The organism is Nocardia sp. NPDC059228, from assembly GCF_042754245.1.
Classification (GTDB): Bacteria; Actinomycetota; Actinomycetes; order Mycobacteriales; family Mycobacteriaceae; genus Nocardia.
The window spans coordinates 14,185-36,947 of sequence record NZ_JBHZAL010000011.1 but is presented as its reverse complement, the minus strand read 5'-3'; the positions used below and the strand labels follow the sequence as shown (position 1 = coordinate 36,947).

Below are 22,763 nucleotides of genomic sequence, written 5' to 3'. Positions count from 1 at the left end.
TATGAACCGGCACACCCGAATTCGGGAACCGCGGACCACCTCACGCGGTGACGGCCAGCGTACCGGCCAGCCCGAACACTAGCGCCATCACCAGCACTTCGGCAATCGCGCGCCGCAGCGAGTCGTCCGCGGTCATGCGGTGATCGGCGACCTTCGGCACCCAGCTGCGCCGCCACCACCAGCCCAGCCCGAGCAGCACCGCCAGCAGCACCGTCTTCGCCAGCAGGATCCGCCCGTACCCGCTGGTGAACAGCGGGCTCACCCCGCCGATCCGCACCAGCCCGTTGATCACCCCGGTCACCATCACCGTCACCACCAGCGGCATCGCCCACGCCGAGTACCGCGGCAGCAGCACCGCCCACTCGCCCCGGGTGCGCACGGTCAGCGCCAGCGCCAGCAGCAGGCCGAACCAGGCGCCGGCCGCCAGCGCGTGCAGCGCCGCCAGCACCGAACCGAGCGGCTGCTGCGACATATGCCCGGTGATCGGCCGCAATGCCAGCGTGACGGCGGTGAACACCAGCACCAGGTCGCCGGTGGCCCGATCGGGCCGCCGGAATCCGAAGGCGCTGTAGATCGCCACCGTGCCGCTGCCGATCAGCAGCGCGATACCGATCTGCCCGCCGCTCACGTGCGCGAGGTAGTCGCCGAACTGCGCGGCGCTCAGCCGCCGCGCCGTCATGCCCTGCACCTCCGCGGCTTCCAGCGCGAGCATGGCGAATTCCATTGCCGCCCAGAGCGCGGCGAGCACGGTGAGCGGCCGCCACCGCGGCGTCAGCCGGTCCGACAGCCGCGGCAGCGCGGCCAGGCCCAGCACCGTCGCCCCCGCGCAGTCGGCGAGGACCCGGACCGGGGCCTCGGTCTGCACGGGGTCGGTGGCGGCCAGCGCCCAGGCCAGGGCCGCACCGGCCAGGGCGATCGGGATGACCAGCGCCAGTAGCCATCTCGGTGAGCTGCTACCGCCGTTCGTCCCGCGCTCCCGGCGACGATCGGTGCGGTCGGGCCGATTCACCTGCGCTGCTTGCCCCGTCCGCCGAACAGGGCGAAGGCCAGGCCGCCACCGAACAGCACCACCGCGCCCACGATGAAGATCCACAGCGGCACACCGCCGCCGTCGGAACCGCCGGACTTGGCGGCGCTGTCGGCCTTGGGACCGGGAGTTCCATTGCCGGGCTTGGTGAGTGTGAACGTCCGCTTGCCGCTGACGGGGTGCCCGTCCGCGGAGGTGACCCGGTAGGCGATCGTGTATTCACCGGCCGGTCCCAGCTCACCGACCTCGATGCTGATGGTCGGCCCCTCCACCTTCGGCTGCCCCTTCGACCACAGGTTGCGGTCGGGCCCGGTGACCGTCATGGACGGGTAGGCCGGCTGCAGGTTCTCGTTGAAGGTGATGCTCACCGACGCGGGGGAGGTGTCGATCTGCGCACCATTGTCCGGGCTGGAGGAGATGGGCGCGGAGTGCGCATCGGCGACACCGCCGCCCAGCAGCGCGAATCCGATGACCAGCAGTCCGGTGACCAGTCCGGCCAGCAGCTTGCGGTTCACGACCGCCGTCCCCGGATCACGCTGCCGAGGCCGAGGGCGGCGCCCAGCGCGCCGAGTGCCAGACCGGCGCCGCCGAGCCAGCGGGCAGTGTTGTCGCTGCTCTTGTCGCTCGCGGCGGCATCCGTGGCGGCCGGGGCGTCGTCATCGCCGCCGTTGCTCTTGGCCAGGGTGAGGCTGGGGGCCGGGTGATCGGGCTCGCTGCCGTCGGCGTTCATGGGCTGGTTCCAGTCGACGACCTTGCCGTCGCTGTAGGTCTGGGACGTGTTGAAGCTGACCTTCTCCTGCTTGGGCAGCGGGCCCACGGAGAGCGCGAAACGCTGGAACTGGCCCGGGCCGACGCCCGGGTTGCCCGGATCGGCGGTCCAGGTGACCGCCACGGCCTCGCCCTGGGCGTTCTTGTCGACCTTGGCGGTCCAGCCCGCGATGGGCTCGGTGCGTGCGCTCTTCAGATTCGGCAGCGTCACGGTGAGTTTGGTGGTGGCGGCGGTGTCGGACTCGGTCGGCACCCGGAAGGTGGCGACGGCGTAGCCGCCCTGGCTGGCGCCGGGGGCGTCGACCACCACGTGCGCGGCGGCGATGCCCGCGCCGGACAGCAGCAGGCCGGCGGCGGCCACCGACGTGACGAGGGTGCGCGAAAGGGAGGTGTGCATGACTGTATTGCCTTCTCTGACAATGGTTACGGGTAGATAGGAACGGGGGTTACGCCGTAACCGGTGGCGCGCGCGGTCCGCTCGCGCCCAGGGCGAGAAGGGTTTTCGGGGTCGGGACCGATCGCGGGCGGCGCGCCTGCGCGGCCCGTGCCGGACGTCCGCCGGGCCGGGTGAGGATCACCCGGACGGCGCTCGAGATCAGCCCGTAGAGCCGCTCGGTGGCCAGGATCAGGATCGCGCAGCCGGCCGCCGCCACCGCGTGTGCGAGCAGCATCGGCCCGTGCGCGGTGAATTCCATTGCCCCCGCCGCATGCCCGTGCTGCACGAGGCCGCTGAGAGCGAGGTGGCAGACGGGCTGGCCGGCCACCATGAGGATCGGCAGCGCGGCGGGGGGCCGCAGCGCGGCGGCGAGCGCGCCGATGACGGCCGCCGCCAGCATCAGCAGCATGAGCCCGGAGGAGCCGGGGTAGCCGCCGCCCGCGAACCCGTGCGCGCCGACCGCCAGGGTCGCCATGGCGACGCCTGCCAGTCCACCGCGCATCGGGCTCATGGGTGTCTCAGTTCACGCCGAGGCGGGCGAGCACGTCGGCCTCGATGCCGGAGAGCTCGTTGGAGATGGAGGCGTGCACGGCGCGGCGGCGCGGCACCGGCATCTGGGCGGCGGTGCGCACGGCAGCGGTCAGGCTGTCGAGCCGGTCGCGGCTGGCGGTCACGAACTTCTTGGTCTCGGTGTCGGAGTTCTTGGACTCGATCTCCGACAGCGTGGACTCCACGCCCGCGATGCGCGCCTGCAGCTTCGCGCCCGGGCCGGAGAACTCGCTGAGCTGATCGAGCCCGATGCCCAGCTGCTGGGCGCGGCGGGTGTCGAGTTGCCCGCGCACGAAGGTCGCGCCGCGATAGGCGAGCGGGGCCAGCACCGGCACCAGCACCCGGGCCACGCCCAGGTACTTGCGGATCGAGGCCGCGCTGAACGGATCCCGTTCGGCCCGGGCGGCGATCTTCTGCGCGGCCTTCTCCTCGGCGTGCAGTTTGGCGATCTCCGCCTTGGCGACCTGCTTCTGCGTGCGCGCTTCCGCCCGATTCCTCTTGCGCTCGTTGCGCGCGCCGAGCTTGGCCTCCATGCCGGCCTTGTGTTTGAGGGCTTTCGCCTCGGCCCGGCGGCTGACCCGCTTCTTGCGCTTGCCGAACAACCCCATTGATGGCCTCCGTCATGCTGGTTCGCCATGGCAGCACAGGGCCGGGGGAAATGCCTGTCCGCCCATGAAACACAGTTTGCGAATCACCCTAACGGGTGGGTTCGCCACGCAGCGAGCGCCTTGGGGTTTCGGTGCCAGTTCGTAGGGATGTCGGGGGTTGAGGCCATACTGACTGGCGTGTATTCGGGCATCGGTGACCATGGTGAGCGTGCGGCATTCCTGGATGCGCGTGCGCTGATCGGCTGTCGGCACCGGCTGCATCTGGACGCGAGTAACCCGGGCGTGTTGACGGGGGTCGCCGAGGACGCGGGCGTGCAGCAGCGACGAGAAGCCGCCGCGGCGCACCGATCTCACGTGCGGGACACGCTGGTCGCCGCGGCGCCCGGCAGCTGGACGGTCATCGATCCGAAGCAGCCCGCGCCGCAGCGGGCCGCGGCCACCATGGCCGCCATGGCGGCGGGGGCGGACCGGATCTGGGGCGCGCTGCTGCCGCAGGAGCCCGACACCGGCCGCCGCGGCGGTTGCGAAATCCTGTGGCGCGACAGCGATCGCGGCGGATACATCCCGGTCATCGTGGTGAACCACAAGGTGACCGATCCGCGGCAGCCGGACCCGGCCGACTACCACCCGACGACCAGCGATCTGTACCACTGGAATCCGCAGCCGGACCGGCACGTCCGCACCCGGCCGCAACCGCGGGACCTGCAGCGCCTCGCGCACCTCTACCGCATGCTGCAGCGGCACGGGCTGGCCAGCCCGGCCCTGGTCGGCGGCGCCATCGGCTATCACTTCGACCGGGTCCTGGTCCACGACCTGGGCCCCGTCCTGGCCGATTACGACATCCGCTACGCCGACCGCATCGCGGTGGTCCGCGGCGAACTCCCCACCGTCCCTTCGAAAGTCCCCGAGTGCCGCCAGTGCCCCTGGTGGAGCCGCTCGCCCGAGGAGGGCGGGCGCAGCTGTGAGCAGTGGCTGTCCGAGCACCGCGATGTGAGCCTGGTGGCGCCGGGCTCGCGCGCGGAGGTGCTGCGCCGCCACGGCGTCGAGACCATCGACGATCTGGCGTCCTGGAGCGGCGACGATCCCGACGACTGGCAGTACGAGCCGTTCACCGAGGCCGTGGTCACAGCCCGCGCCTGGGCCACCGGCGCGCCCCTGGTCCGCCGGGTCGACCGGGTGCGGGTCACCCGCGCCGACGTCGAGGTGGATGTGGACCTGGAGAGCTTCCAGGAGCACGGCGCCTACCTGTGGGGCACCCTGCTGGACGGCGTGTACCGCCCGTTCGTCACCTGGGACCCGCTGCCGACCGAGGACGAGGGCCGCTCCTTCGCCGAGTTCTGGACCTGGCTCATGGAGGTGCGCGCCCAGGCCGCCGCGGATGGCAAATCCTTTGCCGCCTACTGCTATTCGCGCACCGCCGAGGACAAGTGGCTCTACGAGTCGGCCCGCCGCTTCGCCGGCCGCCCGGGCATCCCCACCGAGCGCGAGGTGCAGCGGTTCGTGGACGGCCCGCAGTGGGTGGACATGTTCCAGGCCGTGTCCGAGCAGTTCATCTGCCCGAACGGCAAGGGGCTCAAGAAGATCGCGCCGGTCGCGGGCTTCCACTGGCGCGACGCCGAGGCCGGGGGAGAGGCGTCGATGGCCTGGTACCGCCTGGCCGTCGGGTACGAGGGCGGCGAGCCGGACCTGTCCCAGCGCACCCGCATCCTGGAATACAACGAGGACGACGTGCAGGCCACCCAGGTACTGCGGGACTGGATGACCGACCGGGCCGACGCCGAGGTTCCGGCCATCGCCGACTTCGCCCGACGTAATATCGCGTCGTGACCGAACACGTCGAACACCTGGAGTTTCAGGCCGAGACCCATCAGCTGCTGGAGCTGATGATCCACTCGGTGTATTCGAACAAGGACACCTTTCTGCGGGAGCTGGTCTCCAATGCCTCCGACGCACTGGACAAGCTGCGCCTGGAGACCTTCCGCGACAAGGACCTGCACGCCGACACCTCCGACCTGCACATCGAGCTCGAGGTCGATCGGGACAACCGCGTGCTGACCGTCCGCGACAATGGCATCGGCATGTCCCGCGCCGAGGTCGTGGACCTGATCGGCACCCTCGCCAAGTCCGGCACCGCGCAGCTGCGCAAGCAGCTGCTGGAGGCCAAGGCCGGTGACCAGCAGGCCGAGGAGCTGATCGGCCAGTTCGGCATCGGCTTCTACTCGACCTTCATGGTGGCCGACAAGGTCACCCTGACCACCCGCAGGGCGGGCGAGAACACCGGCACCCGTTGGGAATCCGCAGCGGGCAGCTCCACCTACTCGATCGAGGAACTGGACGACGCCCCGCAGGGCACCACGGTGTCGCTGCACCTGAAGCCGGCCGATGAGGACGATCACCTCTTCGACTACACGCAGGAGTGGAAGCTCCGCGAGATCGTCAAGAAGTACTCGGATTTCATCGCCTGGCCCATCCGCATGGATGTCGAGCGCACCGTGCTCGACGGCGAGGGCGAGGACAAGACCGAGAAGACCCTGGTCGAGACCCAGACCCTGAACTCCCAGAAGGCGCTGTGGACCCGCCCGCGCAGCGAGGTCTCCGACGAGGAGTACACGGAGTTCTACAAGCACGTCGCGCACGCATGGGACGATCCGCTCGAGATCATCCCCATGCGGGCCGAGGGCACCTTCGAATACCAAGCGCTGCTGTTCATTCCCTCGCACGCGCCGTTCGATCTGTTCACCCGCGAGCACAAGCGCGGCGTGCAGCTCTATGTGCGCCGGGTGTTCATCATGGACAACTGCGAAGAGCTGATGCCGGAGTATCTGCGCTTCGTCAAGGGCGTGGTGGACGCGCAGGACCTGTCGCTCAATGTGTCCCGTGAGATCCTGCAGCAGGACCGGCAGATCCAGATGATCCGCAAGCGCCTGGTGAAGAAGGTGCTGTCCACGGTCAAGGATCTGAAGAACGCCGAGGATCAGGCCAAGTACCAGGACTTCTGGCGCGAGTTCGGCCGGGTGCTCAAGGAGGGCCTGCTCTCCGACCACGACAATCGCGAAACCATCCTGGGCGTCTCGTCTTTCGCGTCCACGCATTCGGACAGCGAGCTGACCTCGCTGGCGCAGTACGTCGAGCGCATGCCGGAGACCCAGTCGGCCATCTACTACATGACCGGCGAGACCCGCCAGCAGATCGAGAACTCCCCGCACATGGAGGCCTTCCGGGCCAAGGGCCTCGAGGTGCTGGTGCTGACCGATCCGGTCGACGAGATGTGGGTCGGCTCGGTCACCGAGTTCGAGGGCAAGCCCATCGTCTCCATCGCCAAGGGCGAGGTCGATCTGGAGACCGAGGACGAGAAGAAGGCCTCCGAGCAGCTGCGCGAGCAGCAGGAGAAGGACTTCGCCGGCATTCTCGGCTGGCTGCAGCAGACGCTGGACGCGGACGTGAAGGAGGTGCGCCTGACCAACCGGCTCACCACCTCCCCGGCCTGCATCGTGGGTGATGTGTTCGATTTCACCCCGATGCTGGAGCGCATGTACCGCGCCTCCGGGCAGGAGCTGCCGCACAGCAAGCGCATCCTCGAGCTGAATCCGGCGCATCCGCTGGTCACGGGTCTGCGCGAGGCGTACGCGGCGGTGTCCGGCGCGGACGAGAAGCCGGTGGAGCTCACCGAGACCGCCGAATTGCTCTACGGCACCGCGGTTCTCGCCGAGGGCGGCGAGCTGAAGGATCCGGCGCACTTCGCCCGCATCCTCGCCGACCGCCTCACCCGCACCCTCTGAGGGTCGTTCACGGATCGGGCTCCTGCGGTGTTTCCGCAGGAGCCCGACCCATAGCAAGCGGGAATTGGTCATGCCCGGTTTGTGGCGAGTGTGACGATCCGCATCTCCCGGTGATTTCGGGAACCAGCCGCGAACGCGTACGTTGTACGTCTTGGTCGTAAGTTTTCGTGTTCGTGTTCAACATGCTCGCGCGGAACAGTGTGCGGGCGTCGCTTCACCTTGCCAGGCAAGTTGTAAGCCGCCTTCTGATCGACCCCGGGTACCGCGGCCGCGGTACCCACGCACTAAAAGAAACACCTCGTCAGGAGAAGGTAATGGTTCAGGGCACCGTCAAGTGGTTCAACGCGGAGAAGGGCTACGGCTTCATCGCCCGCGAAGACGGCCCCGACGTTTTCGTCCACTACTCGGAGATCGAGGGCAACGGCTACCGCCAGCTCGAGGAGGGCCAGGCGGTCTCCTTCGAGATCACCGAGGGCAAGAAGGGCCCCCAGGCCGCGGCCGTCCGCCCGCACTGATCCGCCTCCCCGCGACGTCAGCGCACGGTTGAATTCCGTCGACCGCCGAGCACGCGTGCCGGCGGTCAGGTGCCGAACCGATTTCGGGGGTACCCGGTGAGTTACCCGGATCCTTACGAGATCAGTTGTCGCGGTTGAGATAACAAACAGCAAGGCCCCGCACCGAATTCGGTGCGGGGCCTTGCTCGTTCACGCGATTAGCGCGGCGCCATGCGCAGCGCGCCATCCATGCGGATGGTTTCGCCGTTGAGGTAGTCGTGCTCGGTGATGTACTGCGCGAGCTGCGCGTACTCGTCCGGGCGGCCCAGGCGGGACGGGAACGGCACGCCCGACTCGAGGCCCTTGCGGTACTCCTCGGTGACGCCGGCCAGCATCGGGGTGTCGATGATGCCGGGGGCGATGGTGTTGACGCGGATGCCGAACTGCGCCAGGTCACGCGCGGCCGGGACGGTCATGCCGGCGACGCCGCCCTTGGAGGCGGAGTAGGCGATCTGGCCGATCTGGCCTTCGAAGGCCGCGACCGAGGCGGTGTTGATGATCACACCGCGCGAGCCGTACTCGTCGACCGGGTCGGTCTTGGCGATGGCGTCGGCGGCCAGGCGCATCACGTTGAAGGAGCCGAGCAGGTTCACGGTGATCACCGTGCGGAACAGCTCCAGGTCGTGCGGGCCGTTCTTGGACAGGATGCGTCCCGCCCAGCCCACACCGGCGCAGTTGACGACAATGCGCAGCGGCACACCGGATTCCACGACCGTGGCGACCGCGGCAGCCACCTCGTCACCGCTGGTGACGTCGGTCGGGATGAGGGTGACACCGGCGGGGACGCTGTCGCCCGCGCGCTCGATGGACTGAGCCAGATCCAGGCCGAACACGGTCGCGCCCGCGTCGGCGAAGCGCTTGGCGGTGGCGGCGCCCAGCCCGGACGCACCTCCGGTGACAATGGCGGCGGAGCCCGAAATCTCCACGGTGATTGGTCCTCTCGACTGTGGACGGCCCTCTCACTGGCCCTCCGTCAATAGGCACCATAGCCGGGCTGTGCGCACGCTTACGCAAGAGGCTCGCAAGATTTGCGAACACGGGTGTTCGTATAAGTGGTAGTTTCGCAGACATGAACGTCAGCACGGCCGGTCTTCGCCGTGGATTCCGCCGTCCGGCCCCGCGAGTGGCCGGCAAACGCATCCTGATCACCGGCGCGGCCCGTGGCATCGGGGCCGCCCTGGCACGCCAGCTGCACGTGCACGGGGCGCACGTGGCCCTGCTCGGCATCGAGGAGTCACTGCTGGCCCACGTCGCGGCCGAATGCGGGGACGCGCCCTGGCGCTACTGCGACGTCGGTGACCCGGCGCAGGTGGAGCGGGTCGTCAACTCCCTCACCGCCGAACTGGGCGGCCTGGACGCGGTGGTGTGCAATGCCGGGATCGCCCGGCAACTGTCCCTGCTCGACGGCGACCCCGGCGTGCTCGAGGAGACCCTCACGGTCAATGTGCTCGGCGCCTACTACACGCTGCGCGCCGCCGGACCCCACCTCGCGCACCCCGGCGGCTACGTCCTGCTCATCTCCTCGCTCGCCGCGGCCATCCACCTGCCCCTGGCCGGCGCCTACAGCGCCTCCAAGGCCGCGGTCGAGGCGCTCGGCGACACCCTGCGGATCGAATTGCGCCACACCGGCGCCCGGGTCGGCATGGCCTACTTCGCCGAACTCGACACCGAGATGACCAGCCGCGGTTTCGGCACCGAGGCCGCGCGTAGCATTCTGGGTCGCTCCACCGTCTCCGGCATCGCCCCCCTGGGCCCGGCCATCGACGCCTGTGAACGCGCCCTGGCCCGCCGCTCTCGTCACATCGTCTCGCCGTACTGGGTGAGCATGGTGCTGTGGTGTCGTCCGCTCGCCCAGCGCCTGGTGGACTATTCACTACGCGGGGGCGTGGCCGGCGGACTCGAGATCGCCCGCACCGAACCGGCGGATTTCACCACCGATCAACCGGCTCGCCCCAGCAGAATGAGAAAGCTCGCCTGAATCGCTCGAGGCCAACGGAGTCCTGCACATGCCCGAATCGGCAACCCGCCAACTGCCCCGCGGCCGCCACGGCCTGCCCCGCGAAACCGTGGTGGCCGCCCAGCGCGACCGCATCCTGCTCGCCCTGGCCGAGGCGATGGCCGAGAACGGTTATGTCGGAACGCCGGTGGCCGCGGTGATCAAGCGGGCCGGCGTCTCCCGCGAGACCTTCTACGAGCAATTCCGTTCCAAGGAGGACTGTTTCGAGGCCGCCTACGAGCGCGCCGCCGAACTCATGCTGACCGGCATCCTGACCGCCACCGGCTCGGAATTCGACGGCGAGACCCGCACCGAGCGCATCGAACGCGTGCTCGGCGCGTACCTGGATGCGCTCGCGGGCCAACCCGCTTACGCCCGTTTGTTTCTCGTCGAGGTCTACGCCGTCGGCCCCGAGGCCATCGCGCGCCGCACCCAGCTGCAGGAGACCTTCGTGGCCATGGTCGCCGATGTGCTCGGCGCGGACACCGAGGAGCAGCGCTTCGCCTGTCAGACCCTGGTCGCGGCCCTGAGCGCCATGGTCACCGCCCGGATCGCGGTGGGCGACCTGGACGGGCTGCGGGACTTGCGGGAACCGCTACTGGACCTCGTGCGGCGCAGCGGGGACCTGTTCGGCAATACCGTGCTCGGTGACTGAGCTCGCCGGGATGGTCGCGGTCCGGCGGTGCAGCAGCCACAGCGCGCCGCCGGCGAGGGCCGGCAGGGCCAGCGACAGCACCGCGATGGCCGGGGTGCCCAGGCCGTGGGCGAAGGCCTCCAGCAGGGTCAGCGCACCGAAGTAGAGGAACAGCAGGCCCGAGCAGCCGGCGATGAACCGCTCCGGAATGTGCTTGCCGACGGTCACGCCGATCAGGATGGCGAGCGCGCCCGCGGCCACCATGCCCGCGACCGACCCGATCCACACCGCGACCCAGCCGTTCTTGGTGGCCAGGGCCATGGTGGCGAACATGGTGCGGTCACCGAGCTCGGCCAGCAGGAAGGCCGACAGCACCACCAGGAACGCCGAACGCGACTTCGGCTGCGGCGTGATCTCTCCCTCGTCTGCGCCGGAGTTCGACGGCAGCGTCTCGCGCAGGGTCCACAGGCCGACCACGATGAGAGTTGCTGCGGCACACAGGGAAATGACTCCGGTCGGCAGCGCCGCGCCCAGGAAGTGGCCGACACCGACGGCGATCAGATTCACCAGCACGCTCGCGACGGTGATGCCCGACAGCACCACCCACCAGTGGTAGCGCAGCGCGAAGGTCAGGGCCATGAGTTGGGATTTATCGCCCAGTTCGGCGAGGAACAGTACGCCGAAACTCAGCAATATCGTGGCGATCATGAAGGTCAGCTCCCAGGTCTCCGGCCTGTCGGCTGAAATGCGGGGACGCTTCAGCCGACACCGCACCGGTCAATCGGTTTGGTTTCTCGTCGGCCGAAGGTCTCGCCCACCGGAGAGAATCCGGTTCACGCGCCGGATCCGGGAGGATCAGTATGTCGACGGCGTGATTGGGGGCTACTCCCCTTCGCTCGGCCGCCATGCTACTCCGGCAAACCGAGCGCGGGCAAATGGCCGTTACCCAAATCGCAATGCGCACAATAAGTTTGGCGATGCTGCCGAAAGGTTTCGGTTACCCTTATGCGGCCAGCAGCATGGCCAGAACCGCGGTGTCGGGATCACTGATCGGATCCACCCCCACCCGCGAGACCATCGAGGTCACCGTGCCGTCGCTGTCGGTCTCCACCCAGGCCGCCCGATGTTCGAGTCCCAGATGCGGCAGCCCCGGCAGCAGCAGGCACCCCGAGGCCGCGCCTGTGCACTCGGGCAGCGAGGGCCGCGTCTCGCGCGGCGGGTGCAACATGATCAGCGCCGGTGGCACATGCCCGGCAAACATGCCCGGCTGCAACCCTTCCGTCCCCAGCACCGTGCCCTCGGCGATCACCAGCCCGACCATCGCGGGATCCGGGTCCTCGGGGAGTTCCTCGCGCGCCCCGAACACCGTCGAGGTCGGCAACAACCCCGGCAGGCCGGCCACCCGCACCGCGAGCACCAGCAACTGCGCCCATTCCTTGGTGGAGTCCGGCCAGCGTCCGGAGATCACGAAACCCTGCAGCGAACCATGCGCATGGAACGGCATGACGCCGACCTGACCATTCATGATGTGCCTCCCGAACCTCCCGGGGGCGACGGTGCCCGGTACTGCTGTTGGGAACACCAGGTTGTACCCGAACAGAACTGGCACACAAGTACCAGAGAGTGCTAGCACCCGGACCCGGCAAATGCGAAAGGCCCGCGAACCGATGCGGTTCGCGGGCCTCAGGCGTACGAGCGGGCCGGAGCCCGACGGGCATCAGCCGAAGATCAGACCCTTGCCCTGGTTGACCGCCTTGGAGTAGCGGTCCTGAATCTCGGCCCAGTTCACGACGTTCCAGAACGCCTTCACGTAGTCGGCCTTGACGTTCTTGTACTGCAGGTAGAAGGCGTGCTCCCACATGTCCAGGCCGAGCAGCGGGATGATGCCGAGCGGCACGTTGCCCTGCTGGTCGGTCAGCTGGAAGGTGAGCAGCTTGTTGCCCAGGGTGTCGTAGCCCAGCCAGGCCCAGCCGGAGCCCTGCAGGCCGTTGGCGGCCGCCGAGAACTGCGCGACGAACTTGTCGAAGGAACCGAACTCCTCGTCGATGGCCGAGGCCAGGTCACCGACCGGCTTGTCGCCGCCTTCCTTGGACAGGCTCTTCCACCAGAGGGTGTGGTTGACGTGGCCGCCGAGGTGGAACGCGAGGTTCTTCTCGTTCAGGAAGATGGCGGCGTGGTCGTCCTTGGCACGCGCCTCCTCCAGCTTCTCGAGGGCCGCGTTGACACCCGCGACGTAGGCCGCGTGGTGCTTGGTGTGGTGGATCTCGTTGATCTGCCCGGAGATGAAGGGCTCCAGGGCGCTGTAGTCGTAATCGAGGTCTGGCAGCGTGTAAACAGCCACGATGTCCCTTTCCGTGTCGGGGCCGTGTGCCCTCGGCAGGTGCCGAGGCGCACCCAACCATCATTCGTACACCCGCTCGTCTCCAACCGGGTTGCGCGCCCCCACATTCCACCCGATGTATATCTTTCCCAACCTTTGGAATTCGCCTGAACGCAACATCGTCGCCGGTCGCGCCGGGTCCCGTAGCATCGAGTCATGTCGTGGTACGACGAATTCGTCGGGCGGGTGCGACTACCGGAACCGATCATGGTGACAGCCGGGCAAGCGTTGCCCGGCCGCTCCGAGCCGCTGGTGGTACCGGACAAACACTATGTCAGCGGGCATTCCCTCAAACCTCCGTTTCCGGCGGGCACGCAGCTCGCGGTGCTGGCCATGGGTTGCTTCTGGGGTGCGGAGCAGGGCTTTTGGGGGCTGGAAGGCGTGTACAGCACCGCCGTCGGCTACGCGGGCGGATTCACTCCGAACCCCACCTACGAGGAGGCGTGTTCCGGCCGGACCGGGCACACCGAAGCGGTGCTGGTGGTCTTCGACCCGCAGGTGATCGGCTACGCCGCGATTCTGAAGCAGTTCTGGGAGAACCACGATCCGACGCAGGGCATGCGGCAGGGCAACGACCGTGGCACCCAATACCGTTCGGCGATCTACACCCTCGGCGACGAGCAGCGCGCGGTGGCCGAGGCGACCAGGGCCGGCTATCAGGAACGGTTGACGGCGGCCGGATTCGGCGAGATCACCACCGAGATCGCCCCGCTGCCGGACCTTTCCGCCTTCTTCTACGCCGAGGGCTATCACCAGCAGTACCTGGCCAAGAACCCCGGCGGCTACTGCCCGGACCACGGCACCGGCGTGAGCTGCGCGATCGGGCTTGGTGCGTAAGCACTTCGGCGGACCATCGCGGAGGCACGCCGGCAGACCACCTCGACAGGGGTTCCGGGACTTGGTCCCCGAACCCCTCGGGCGTGTCCGCCGCTCGCTACAGCGGCGGGACGACATCCGGCCGCATGGTGCGCGGGTCGCCTGCGTCGTGCGCCTGCCACCAGCGGACGCCGCCGGCGATGAAGTGCGGCAACGGGATCGGGTTGCCCTGCCGGTCGGTGACCTCCACGCCCTCGAACCACACGCGCACGTCGAGTTCGCGCGGGTCGACGCCCTCCTCCTGGGAGAACTCCATCATGTGGGCGCCGGGCGTGTCGCTCAGCGCGGTGTCGAAGCTCAGCAGTTTGCGCCACTGGCTCCAGGAGCTGTCGGCGAGGTCGAGGAAGTCCCAGCCGTGCAGCGCGCCGCCGCCGAAGCTCTGGACGGCGTCGTGCAGGCCGTCGAGGGTGAGCGGGAGCACAATGGGCTCGTTGTCGTCCCAGCGCTGCCGGCGTAGCGAGGCGGCGACCCGGCTGACCCCGGTGAGGGTCAGATAGATATCGCAGTCCGCCGGCGGGGGACCGTCCTCGGGCAGGGTCAGCACGTCGAGTTCCAGCCGTAGTGTGGCGCGCGCCGTGTCGACGTCGATGCCGAGGCATGTCGCCTCCGACAGCGCGCGGTTGAGTCCGTCGATGTCCAGGCCGTCGAGTAGCCCCCTGCTCACAGTCATAGCGCCAGGCTACCGATCTTGCCTGGCCGGACCCAGGATTTCCGTTATTCGGTAGTGTTGTCGTTTTTTTCGAGTGCGAAAGGAACCGCGCGCTCACCCGCGGCGTCAGACTGGATGGGGCCTTCTGGGACAGAGGCCCGAGGTCGGTCGCTCCGGAACGGGGAGGGGACTTCCGGATCGGCCGACCAGGACGAATCGGTCGTCTATCAACCTGTGGATCAGGTTGTGGATTATGTGGATAACTCCCGAAACCAACCCTGCGCAGGTACGGAACTCCACAGCCCTCGCGCGCGCGTGGCAGGATCGGAACCGTGACGAACCCCCACGTGCCCACGGTGCCGATCGACGCGGTTCCCGCGGAATTCGACGCCGCGAACGGCTGGGGTTCGGCCGCGCCCGCGCCCGCCCAGCTCCTCGACGTCCGCGAGGAGGACGAATGGCAGCTCGGCCGCGCGCCCGGCGCCATCCACATCCCCATGACCGACGTGCCCGCCCGGCTCGACGAACTCGACATCGACGCCGAGATCTACGTGATCTGCCGGCAGGGCGGCCGGTCCGTACCGGTGGTGGAGTACCTGAACCAGATCGGCTACGAGGCCGTCATGGTCTCGGGTGGCATGGTGGCCTGGCAGCAGATCGGCAGGCCGCTCACCGGTGACGGTCCCGAGGCGAAGATCTACTAGGCGCGGAGAGGTGGAGCGATGAACGGGGGACAGGTGGGCCGATCGCGATCCGCCGTCGTACAGCCGTGCGCCCGCTGCGGCGCCCGCTGGGCGGTACAGGGCAAGCCGCTGCACTGGTGCCCGCGCTGCCACGGTGTCCTGCTCTCCCCCGCACCGGTGGACGCGCCCGCCGACCGCCGCAACTACCGCTGGGTGGCCCGCCCGCCCGGCCGCAGAACCCATGGCGCGCAGCCGGTCCGGCGTCCGGGTTCGCTGCAGACGCCGCGGTACCACCGGATTCCGCAGTGGGGCCTGCAGGATCGGCCCCCGGTGGCGGCCGCCGCACCGCATCGCCCGCTGGCCGCGCTGAGTGACCGCATCACCGTGCTGCTGCCGGCCACCGCCGGTGTGTTCGTGTTCTCCGCCCTGGCCGAACTCGGCCGGTACGGCGTGTTGCTGCGCAACCGCACCCGCCTCATCCCGCCCTGGCTGCTGTGGATTTCCGATGCGGCCGTGACGGTTTCCGCGGTGCTGGCCCTGGTGCTGGCGCTGGTGTCGGCGGTGGCGCTGGTCGGCTGGCTCACCGAAACCCGCCGCGCCGCGTACGCGAGTGTGGGAGAGTCGGATCCGCGATCGCTGCGCGCCCTGGTGCTGGGCTGTCTGGTGCCGATCGTGAATCTGGTGTGGCCGGGCATCTTCCTGACCGAGGCGGCCCGGCTGCGGTCGGCGGGCGGTGCGGATCCGCGGCTGCTGCGGGCGGTCCGGATCTGGTGGGCGGCTTGGCTTCTCGATGCGGTGCTGGTGCTGGTGGCGTTCCTGTACCGGTTCGCGTCCTCGCTGCAGGTGCAGGCCGACGGCGTGCTGGCGAGCATGTGGACCGATCTGGTCGCGGCCGGTGTCGCGGTGGCCTCGCTCGGGCTGGTGCACGCCTTCGCGGGCCTGGATCTGCGGGGCCGCCCGAAGCCGCTGCGGCGCTGGGTGATCGCCACCGGGCCCGCGCGGCCGGTGATCGAACCCGTGCGACGCGCGCCCGCCGCCGTGGTCGGGAATGATGCAGTGGTCGGGGATGACGCAGCTTCCGGGGATGACGCGGAGGCGTCCCCGGCCGCGGAGCAACAGGAGGTAGTGGCGAAGTGAGCCGGGCCAGTCGTGCGCCGTTCGTGGTCGCGCACCGGGGGGCGTCGGCGGCGCGACCCGAACACACCCTCGCCGCCTACGATCTCGCCCTGCAGGAGGGCGCCGACGGCGTCGAATGCGATATCCGCCTGACCCGCGACGGGCACCTGGTCTGCGTGCACGACCGCACCGTGGATCGCACCTCGAACGGATCGGGCGCGGTCAGCGAGATGACGCTCGAAGAGCTGAAGGCGCTCAACGTCGGTACCGCGGAGGAACCGGAGGGCGTGCTCACGCTGTCCGAGCTGATCGAGCTGGTGCTGGACTGGAAGAGCCGTCCCACCAAGCTTTTCATCGAGACCAAGCACCCGGTCCGCTACGGGGCGCTGGTGGAGACCACGCTGCTGGCCGAGCTCACCCGCTACGGCATCGGCGCACCCGCCTCCGCGGATCACTCACGCGCGGTGGTCATGTCGTTCGCCGCCACCGCGGTCTGGCGGATCCGCCGCGCGGCCCCGTTGCTCCCGACCGTCCTACTGGGCGAGTCCTCCCTGTACCTGTCCGGCGGCGCCGCCCACACCGTCGGCGCGACCGCCATCGGCCCGTCCGTGCGCACCCTGCGCGAACACCCGGACCTGGTCGACAAGGCCGCCGCCGCGGGCCGCGCCACCTACGTCTGGACCTGCGACGATCCCGAGGATGTCCAGCTCTGCGCCGACCTGGGCGTGGATTGGATAGCTACCAACTACCCCGCCCGGACGAAAGCTGTGCTGGCCAACGCCTGAATCCGCCCGGCCCCCTGCGCCCGAGCACGCCATCGACAAGTCACGCCCCCGCACCCACAACCGCTTCAAAGGATTTCCCAGTGGTTCGCGGCCGTCTCGATTCTGGACTGACGGAGCGGGGGAGCGAAGCGGAGGAGCGGAGGAGGAGCGGAGGAGGGAAGAATCGAGACTTCGGGGCCGCGAACCCCGCCCGGAGCGAAGCGTAGGGCCAAAGACCCAGTAGGTTTGCCAGTCATGGGTAAGAGCAAGCGCAACAGTCCCAAGCCGGACTCCAATCGGGCGCAGAAGCTGGCCGCCCGCCGCGCCGAACAGGAGGCGGCGGCGCAGGCCGTGACGCGGCCCTTCCAGGGCTTGGCCGCCGAATGCGATCTGGTGGCGCTACGGGAGTTCGTGCCGTCGGCGACCGCGATCTTGAAGCTGTCGCCGAATGTCGCCGCGGAGCGGGCCGTCACCCTCGCCACCGTGCTGCCGGGCGCGGTCGCCGCGCTGGTGCGGGCCGGTGACGAGCCGATCGGTTTCGTCGGCACGCAGGTGCAGTTCCAGTCCGCCGATCCGGCCGCGGATCTGGCCGCCGCCGTGCTGTGGACCCAGTCCGCCACCCCCGGCGAGTCGCTGAGTGCCGCGACCGTGGATGGCACGCCGCGGCTCACCGAGGTGCTGGATCCGGGTGCGGCCCTGGATCTGACCGTGCACCAGGACTTCAACTGGTGGGTGCCGGCGGGTGTCACCCCGGATCCGCAGGTGGCCGCCACCATCGAGCAGGCCAATCAGGCCATCATGCCGTCGGCCCGCCTGGAGCTGGGCGCGGACGCCGTCGGCGCGGCCTGGTGGGTGGACGCCGGCGAGAAGGCGCACATCCGCTGGGTGCGGCCGGAGGACGAGGACCAGCTGATGCTGGCGCTGGCGCGGCTGCACGCGGCCGGTGATCTGCACCTGGGTGAGGGTTCGCGCTTCGCGGGCTCGTTCCGCACCCACGGCCTGCTGGTGCCGGTCTTCGACCTGGATCCGGAGCGGCACGCGAGCGAGTGGGAGGGCCCGGCCCGCGAGTTCGGTGCGAAGCTGGCGACCGCGCTGCAGTCGGATGCCCCGCTGACCTCCGAGGAGCGCCGCTCCCGCGACGGCCTGCGGTCGCGCCAGGTCACGCTGCGCTGACCCCGTCGGGCTGAGTACCCGCCGAACCGGCACGGTCCGGGCCGTTCTCCGGTGAACTGGATTCACTCGGTGAACGGCCCGGATTTTGCGGGATTTTTCTGAAAAATGCCTGTTTCGCTCCGAGCGCTCGGTTAAGTTCTCCTCACCCCGGAAGTTCAGGGGATCCGGTGATCATCACACCGGATTTCAGATGAGGAGAAAAACCATGGATGCCATTCTGGCCGTGGTCAAGTCGCTGTTCGGTACGTTGTCCGCCAACGCCACCGGCACCGTCACAGTGCCGCAGAAGTAAGGGCGGGTACGTATCGCCCGAGCACATGCAACAGGCCCGGTCCAGCGCAAGGGACCGGGCCTGCTGTGTGAATCCACCGGGCGGGAACCGAATTACCTTCGGCCCGCGGAGTAATTACAGTCAGCCGCCCGCGGCGTGCGGCGCGCCGGACGCGTCCTTCGGACCGCTCATTTCCCGCTGCACGAAATTCTCCAGGTCGAAAAGATTCGCGCTGGCCCGCTCGGCGACGGTGAGCAGGGTATTCATGGTCGCGACTTCTTCGACCTGTTCCTTCAGGAACCACTGCATGAACTGCTCGCCCTGGTAATCGCCCTCTTCCCGGGCGGTCCTGGCGAGCTGGATGATCTGCTCGGTGACGGTCTGCTCCTGTGCGAGCGCCAGCGCGATGGGCTCCTTCGCATTCGCGAATTGCGTAGTAGCGGCCTCGGTTCCGGGCATCTCGACGGCGATGTCGTGATCGATCAGGTACTGCGCGATCATCATCGCGTGGTTACGCTCTTCGACGGCCTGCTTGTAGAAATACTTGGCCAGGACCGGCAGATCGGCATTGTCGAACCACATCGCCACCGCGATGTACTGGTGTTCGGCATTGAATTCGTTGCGGATCTGATCCTGGAGCAGGGCCTGGAACTTGCTGCGCTTCGTCTGGGTTCGGGTGGACATGCGGATGACATTAATCCCTGGTCAAACCGCGTGTCATCCAAGTACAGCCTTATTGAGCACAGCCTTATTGAGGCAAGTATTGCCTAATTCTGCCTAGCTGCCGACGGTGGTGATCAAGTCCTGCGGGATCTGCTGATCCTTGGCCAGAGCGTCGAAGAAAGCACTCGCCTTCGTCTTGTCCCAGAGCAGGACATTGCCACTGCCGGCCACGTCCTCGAATCCACCGACCGGGACCGTCGTGGTGATGGGATCGCTGGTCAGCGCATTGCCCAGGCTCGCCAGATCCCAGATGTGCGCGCCCTTGTCGACCTTCAGCGCCGAGGTCAGATCCCGCACCAGCGGCCAGGACCGGAACGGATTGGCCAGCGTGCCCGGGCTCGCCGCCTTCTTCAGCAGGGCGCTGAGGAATTTCCGCTGGTTGAGCATGCGATCCAGGTCCGCGCGCGGGGTGGCGCGGGAACGCACGAAGCCCAGTGCCTCGGGTCCGTTGAGCGTCTGGCAACCCGCGGGCAGGTCGATACCGGCCAGCGGATCCTTCATGGGCGTGTCCAGGCACATCTGGATGCCGCCGACCGCGTCCACGACATTGGCGAAGCCGCCGAAGCCGATCTGCACATAGTGGTCGATGTGCACGCCGGTCGCGCCCTCCACCGTCTTGACCAGCAGCGATGCGCCGCCGGCGGCGAAGGAGGCATTGAGCTTGTCCTTGCCGACGCCAGGGATGCTCACATACGAGTCGCGCGGCAGGCTCACCAGCGTCGGCCGCCCCGACTTCGGAACGTGCACCAGGATGACGGTGTCGGTGCGCTCGCCCTCGACATCGGAGGAGTCGCCGGTGGACAGCTGCTGCTCCTGATCCTTGGACAGTCCCGAGCGGCTGTCGGAACCCACCAGAAGCCAATTCGTCCCGGGCGTGTCGCCGATTCGGCCCGAATAGTTCGCGAGGGCGTCGATCCGGGTGAGATGGGTGTCGACATAGACGGCCGCCGCGATCGGCAGCAGCAGGAGCACCAGCAGCAGCGACAGGATCCACCGGAACCAGTGCCGCTTCCCGCGGGGCCGGGAGCCGCGCGGCGGCCGGCCTTCGCCGCCGCGTCGCCGGCCGGGCGGTGGTGGCGGGGGAGTGCGCGGCGGCTCATCCCGGAAGGGAACCGGCCGCTGGGTCGGCGCGTGACCCATGGGGGCGGCGGCACGCTCCCGCGGGGGCGGCACCCGATTGCCCGGCGGCGGCATCCGATTGTCCCCGGGCCCGCGATTGTGCTGCGTCGGAACGCGATTCCCCGGCGGCCGCTGCCGCGGGGCCGGGTTCCCGGGCGGGACCTGCGAATAGGCCAGGTCCGGACCGGATTCATGGCGTCGGATCACCTGAGTTGGTTCTATCCGCGGCCTGCCGTCGTTAACGGGCCGGCCGTCCGCGGGCGGCCGGTGAGACGAAGGTCTCTGTGATTGCCCGGGATTCGCCGCGGGTCGAGGCGGGTACGCCGGGGGCTCGCCCGGGCGTCCCGGCGGCGGCTCCCGGCGTATCCGTGCAAAGTGCTGGGGGTCGTCGCCGTTCATCACTGAAAACAGTACCGACCGCGGCGCCCGCGTGGCTCGTTCCGATCGGATTACGGCAGCCAGGAGACGTGTCCGTGCAGGAAGGTGTACCCGATGTAGGCGATCGAGTCGATGAGCGCGTGCGCCAGCAGCAGCGGCCAGAGCCGGTTGGTGCGCTGCCAGTAGCGTCCGAAGATCAATCCCATCACCAGGTTTCCGAGCCCGCCGCCCAGGCCCTGGTAGAGGTGGTAGCTGCCGCGCAGGATCGCCGACGCCAGCAGCGATCGATTCTCCGTCCACCCCAGTGCCCGTAATCGCGAGATCAGGTAGGCGACGACCAGTACCTCCTCGGCCGCCGAGTTCGCCCACGCGGACAGCACCAGCACCGGCAGCCGCCACCAGTGCGCGAGCGAACTGGGCACGATGGTGACGCTCACACCCAGTGCGTGTGCCGCGAGATACAGCCCCAGCCCGGGGATTCCGATCACGGCCGTGAGCGCGAGTCCCGGGAGCACGTCCGCCCGCCAGCGCAGCCGCCGCGCCAGTCCGATCGCCCGCGGCGCGATCCCGCTGCGCCACAACAGATAGAGGCCCAGCGCCGCCCAGCCGAGCAGACGGGCCACGCTCAGCAGCTGGAAGAGCAGGTCGATGGTCGACCGGGTGGCCCGTGGCGCATTCAGCGCGACGGTCTGCCCGCCCACCCCGCCGGGCGCGAGGGCGCTCTCGAGCAGTGACAGTGCCGCATTGGCCCCGCTCAGCCCGAAGGTGACGACCAGCACCACCGCGATCTCGAGTTTGATCGCCCGCCGGCCCGATTCGGACGATTCGGGTGCGGGCCACACGGGTGCGGGATCAGCCGAAACCATGCCCGCCAATCTAGGCGGGCGCCCGGCGAACTCGTCAGATGCGGTGCAGGCCGCCGTGGAAGGGGTTGCCCGCCAAGGCGTGCACCGCGCGGCTGAGGGATTCGATGTCGTGCGCCGGGGCCTCGAACGGGATGCGGATGTCGTGGTCGGCCTCGATGGCCTCGACGCGCAGGGTGACGCCATAGCGGTCGATGGCCAGCGGATGGATGAGGGCGCCGCGGCGCAGCGCGTGCGGCAGGCGGCGGGCCAGGCGGTCCACCACATCGGGGTGATCGGCCTGAAGGTGTTGCAGCCAACCGGCTTCCAGCGCGCAGAACGGATCGGGCCGGGCGTCGCGCAGCTGCTCGCGGTCGACCGAGTCGGCGCCGGCGGTGTCGGCCACCACCGCGGAGTCGATGACCAGCCGCAGCAGGACGGCGGTGTGGCCGACGTCGAGCAGGTCCGGATGCGGATGGTCGGCGGCTACCGCGCCGGCCAGCGCGCGCTGGGCGTGCGCGGGCACGGCGTGCGCCCAGCCACGCAGCCAGACCAGGGCGCGGACGCGTTCGCGCAGCGGCAGCGGGGCCTGGTCGGTGAGTTCGAGGACCGCGGGGGACCCGTTCGCGCCGCAGCCGAGCACGAGACCGGCGGCGGTGGAGTTCATCGGGACCGCCAGCACCATGTCCCCGCACTGCCGCAGCAGGTGTACGGAGGTGGGCACCGGGTCGAGGCCGGGCAGGGCCAGGACCGCGTTCTCGGCGTGCGCGCAGGCGGTGTGCACGCGTTCGGCGGTAGTGGGTGCGACGACCTGGGCCGCGGGTGGCATACACACCTCCGGGAGTTGAATTAGGTAAACCTAAGCTAAGTGACGTGGGTCGCGTGCGCAAGGGCTTCCCGGGTGGCCGCGCCGGCGGTGTCGCGCCGATCGCTACCGTGAAGACGTGCCGCACGATTCGTCCCCCGCGCCCGAACCGGTCGCCCTCACCCTGTCCGTCCCGCCCCGCCCGGCCCGCGGACTGGCCGAGGAGCTGGTCCGCCCGGTCTCCGCCGATCCGGGCGTCGAGGTGCTGGACCTGGCGCTCGACGACGAGGCAGTGTCGGAGTTCCTGGTGCGAATCGTGCACGGCGACAGCGGTTTCGTGGCCCGCACCGACTCGGGCGAGCGGGCGCTGGCGGGTGTGGCGGCGACCGTGGCCGCGCTCTGCGGCGAGGACATTCGCGGCGCGCTCGCCGCGCCGGACATCGCGTTCCTCACCGGGCTGAAACCACCCGCGGTCGAGGCGTTCCGTGAGGTGCTGCTGGCCATCGAAACCGGCGAGGTCGCGGCCGTGACCACCGCCCTCGCCATATTGGGCGCCTGAACCCACCGTGCCCGGGGGTGCGAAGTTACCCAGCAGTTGACCAAAGCCGGGGGTGACCGGGCGCACGCAAGTAA

General features: G+C 69.1%; 25 protein-coding genes. 11 read left to right on the top strand and 14 right to left on the bottom strand.

Annotated elements, in window-relative coordinates; translation table 11 throughout:
- Window positions 1–40 precede the first annotated feature (40 nt).
- From ACFXKA_RS18620 to ACFXKA_RS18600, 5 genes are read right to left on the bottom strand one after another with little or no spacing between them, the layout of a single operon-like run.
- Complete coding sequence (locus ACFXKA_RS18620; protein WP_379428184.1) at window positions 41–1,009, bottom strand: copper resistance D family protein; 969 nt, start codon at window positions 1,007–1,009, stop codon at window positions 41–43.
- Complete coding sequence (locus tag ACFXKA_RS18615; RefSeq protein WP_354847492.1) at window positions 1,006–1,542, bottom strand: copper resistance CopC family protein; 537 nt, start codon at window positions 1,540–1,542, stop codon at window positions 1,006–1,008. The genes ACFXKA_RS18620 and ACFXKA_RS18615 overlap by 4 nt, the downstream gene beginning before the upstream one ends.
- A complete protein-coding gene (locus ACFXKA_RS18610) occupies window positions 1,539–2,192 on the bottom strand; it encodes a YcnI family protein (protein ID WP_379428183.1) in 654 nt (217 codons plus the stop codon). Before ACFXKA_RS18610 ends, ACFXKA_RS18615 begins: the two co-directional genes overlap by 4 nt.
- 49 nt (window positions 2,193–2,241) lie before the next feature.
- Window positions 2,242–2,742: a hypothetical protein gene (locus tag ACFXKA_RS18605; protein WP_379428182.1), complete on the bottom strand. Its 501-nt coding sequence runs from the start codon at window positions 2,740–2,742 to the stop codon at window positions 2,242–2,244.
- 7 nt (window positions 2,743–2,749) lie between these two features.
- Window positions 2,750–3,388, bottom strand: a complete 639-nt coding sequence (locus ACFXKA_RS18600) for a DUF6474 family protein (RefSeq protein WP_354847501.1) — start codon at window positions 3,386–3,388, stop codon at window positions 2,750–2,752.
- 177 nt (window positions 3,389–3,565) lie between these two features.
- On the opposite strand from ACFXKA_RS18600, the gene ACFXKA_RS18595 reads away from it, so the two are divergent.
- The 3 genes from ACFXKA_RS18595 to ACFXKA_RS18585 all read left to right on the top strand — a co-directional run bounded on the left by ACFXKA_RS18595 (window position 3,566) and on the right by ACFXKA_RS18585 (window position 7,682).
- Window positions 3,566–5,215 (top strand): TM0106 family RecB-like putative nuclease, encoded by a 1,650-nt coding sequence (locus ACFXKA_RS18595; RefSeq protein ID WP_379428181.1) that lies wholly within the window; start codon window positions 3,566–3,568, stop codon window positions 5,213–5,215.
- Complete coding sequence (gene htpG / locus ACFXKA_RS18590) at window positions 5,212–7,167, top strand: molecular chaperone HtpG (RefSeq protein ID WP_379428180.1); 1,956 nt, start codon at window positions 5,212–5,214, stop codon at window positions 7,165–7,167. Before ACFXKA_RS18595 ends, htpG begins: the two co-directional genes overlap by 4 nt.
- A gap of 314 nt (window positions 7,168–7,481) precedes the next feature.
- Window positions 7,482–7,682 carry a cold-shock protein gene (locus ACFXKA_RS18585; protein WP_033085228.1) on the top strand — a complete coding sequence of 67 codons (201 nt, stop codon included), beginning with the start codon at window positions 7,482–7,484 and terminating at the stop codon, window positions 7,680–7,682.
- 197 nt (window positions 7,683–7,879) lie between these two features.
- Here the strand turns inward: ACFXKA_RS18585 and ACFXKA_RS18580 are convergent, their stop codons facing one another.
- A complete protein-coding gene (locus ACFXKA_RS18580; RefSeq protein WP_354847511.1) occupies window positions 7,880–8,647 on the bottom strand; it encodes an SDR family NAD(P)-dependent oxidoreductase in 768 nt (255 codons plus the stop codon).
- 143 nt (window positions 8,648–8,790) lie between these two features.
- Here ACFXKA_RS18580 and ACFXKA_RS18575 point away from each other — a divergent pair, with 143 nt between their 5' ends.
- On the top strand, window positions 8,791–9,699 hold the full coding sequence (locus ACFXKA_RS18575) for an SDR family NAD(P)-dependent oxidoreductase (RefSeq protein WP_354847514.1): 909 nt from the start codon (window positions 8,791–8,793) through the stop codon (window positions 9,697–9,699).
- 28 nt (window positions 9,700–9,727) lie between these two features.
- Window positions 9,728–10,372, top strand: coding sequence for a TetR/AcrR family transcriptional regulator (locus ACFXKA_RS18570; protein WP_379428179.1), 645 nt, complete (start codon window positions 9,728–9,730; stop codon window positions 10,370–10,372).
- Here ACFXKA_RS18570 and ACFXKA_RS18565 read toward each other — a convergent pair.
- From ACFXKA_RS18565 to ACFXKA_RS18555, 3 genes are all read right to left on the bottom strand, one after another.
- A complete protein-coding gene (locus tag ACFXKA_RS18565; protein ID WP_379428178.1) occupies window positions 10,313–11,059 on the bottom strand; it encodes a TMEM165/GDT1 family protein in 747 nt (248 codons plus the stop codon). The two genes, ACFXKA_RS18570 and ACFXKA_RS18565, sit on opposite strands and share 60 nt — an antisense overlap.
- A gap of 295 nt (window positions 11,060–11,354) precedes the next feature.
- A complete protein-coding gene (locus ACFXKA_RS18560) occupies window positions 11,355–11,876 on the bottom strand; it encodes a peptidase (protein ID WP_354847523.1) in 522 nt (173 codons plus the stop codon).
- Window positions 11,877–12,068: 192 nt separating this feature from the next.
- Window positions 12,069–12,692 (bottom strand): superoxide dismutase, encoded by a 624-nt coding sequence (locus ACFXKA_RS18555; RefSeq protein WP_364608842.1) that lies wholly within the window; start codon window positions 12,690–12,692, stop codon window positions 12,069–12,071.
- A gap of 195 nt (window positions 12,693–12,887) precedes the next feature.
- Here ACFXKA_RS18555 and msrA point away from each other — a divergent pair, with 195 nt between their 5' ends.
- Entirely contained in the window at window positions 12,888–13,568 is a 681-nt protein-coding gene (msrA, locus tag ACFXKA_RS18550; protein WP_379428177.1) for a peptide-methionine (S)-S-oxide reductase MsrA, read from the top strand.
- A gap of 97 nt (window positions 13,569–13,665) precedes the next feature.
- Here msrA and ACFXKA_RS18545 read toward each other — a convergent pair whose 3' ends face one another.
- Window positions 13,666–14,277, bottom strand: coding sequence for a hypothetical protein (locus ACFXKA_RS18545; protein ID WP_379428176.1), 612 nt, complete (start codon window positions 14,275–14,277; stop codon window positions 13,666–13,668).
- A gap of 311 nt (window positions 14,278–14,588) precedes the next feature.
- On the opposite strand from ACFXKA_RS18545, the gene ACFXKA_RS18540 reads away from it, so the two are divergent.
- From ACFXKA_RS18540 to ACFXKA_RS18525, 4 genes are all read left to right on the top strand, one after another.
- Window positions 14,589–14,960, top strand: a complete 372-nt coding sequence (locus tag ACFXKA_RS18540; protein WP_379428175.1) for a rhodanese-like domain-containing protein — start codon at window positions 14,589–14,591, stop codon at window positions 14,958–14,960.
- Between the two features lie 18 nt (window positions 14,961–14,978).
- A complete protein-coding gene (locus ACFXKA_RS18535; protein ID WP_379428174.1) occupies window positions 14,979–16,076 on the top strand; it encodes a DUF4328 domain-containing protein in 1,098 nt (365 codons plus the stop codon).
- Window positions 16,073–16,840, top strand: coding sequence for a glycerophosphodiester phosphodiesterase (locus ACFXKA_RS18530; RefSeq protein ID WP_379428173.1), 768 nt, complete (start codon window positions 16,073–16,075; stop codon window positions 16,838–16,840). Before ACFXKA_RS18535 ends, ACFXKA_RS18530 begins: the two co-directional genes overlap by 4 nt.
- A gap of 234 nt (window positions 16,841–17,074) precedes the next feature.
- Window positions 17,075–17,992 (top strand): DUF5926 family protein, encoded by a 918-nt coding sequence (locus ACFXKA_RS18525; RefSeq protein WP_354847541.1) that lies wholly within the window; start codon window positions 17,075–17,077, stop codon window positions 17,990–17,992.
- Between the two features lie 412 nt (window positions 17,993–18,404).
- Here ACFXKA_RS18525 and ACFXKA_RS18520 read toward each other — a convergent pair whose 3' ends face one another.
- From ACFXKA_RS18520 to ACFXKA_RS18505, 4 genes are all read right to left on the bottom strand, one after another.
- The gene (locus tag ACFXKA_RS18520; protein WP_379428172.1) at window positions 18,405–18,947 is read right to left on the bottom strand and encodes a ferritin; all 543 of its coding nucleotides are present in this window, start codon (window positions 18,945–18,947) and stop codon (window positions 18,405–18,407) included.
- 93 nt (window positions 18,948–19,040) lie between these two features.
- Window positions 19,041–20,312: an LCP family protein gene (locus ACFXKA_RS18515; RefSeq protein WP_379428171.1), complete on the bottom strand. Its 1,272-nt coding sequence runs from the start codon at window positions 20,310–20,312 to the stop codon at window positions 19,041–19,043.
- A 242-nt stretch (window positions 20,313–20,554) separates the two neighbouring features.
- On the bottom strand, window positions 20,555–21,349 hold the full coding sequence (locus tag ACFXKA_RS18510; protein WP_354847548.1) for a CPBP family intramembrane glutamic endopeptidase: 795 nt from the start codon (window positions 21,347–21,349) through the stop codon (window positions 20,555–20,557).
- A gap of 34 nt (window positions 21,350–21,383) precedes the next feature.
- Window positions 21,384–22,154 (bottom strand): DUF2470 domain-containing protein, encoded by a 771-nt coding sequence (locus ACFXKA_RS18505; RefSeq protein WP_354847550.1) that lies wholly within the window; start codon window positions 22,152–22,154, stop codon window positions 21,384–21,386.
- A 115-nt stretch (window positions 22,155–22,269) separates the two neighbouring features.
- On the opposite strand from ACFXKA_RS18505, the gene ACFXKA_RS18500 reads away from it, so the two are divergent.
- Window positions 22,270–22,689, top strand: a complete 420-nt coding sequence (locus tag ACFXKA_RS18500) for a hypothetical protein (RefSeq protein WP_354847552.1) — start codon at window positions 22,270–22,272, stop codon at window positions 22,687–22,689.
- Window positions 22,690–22,763 lie beyond the last annotated feature (74 nt).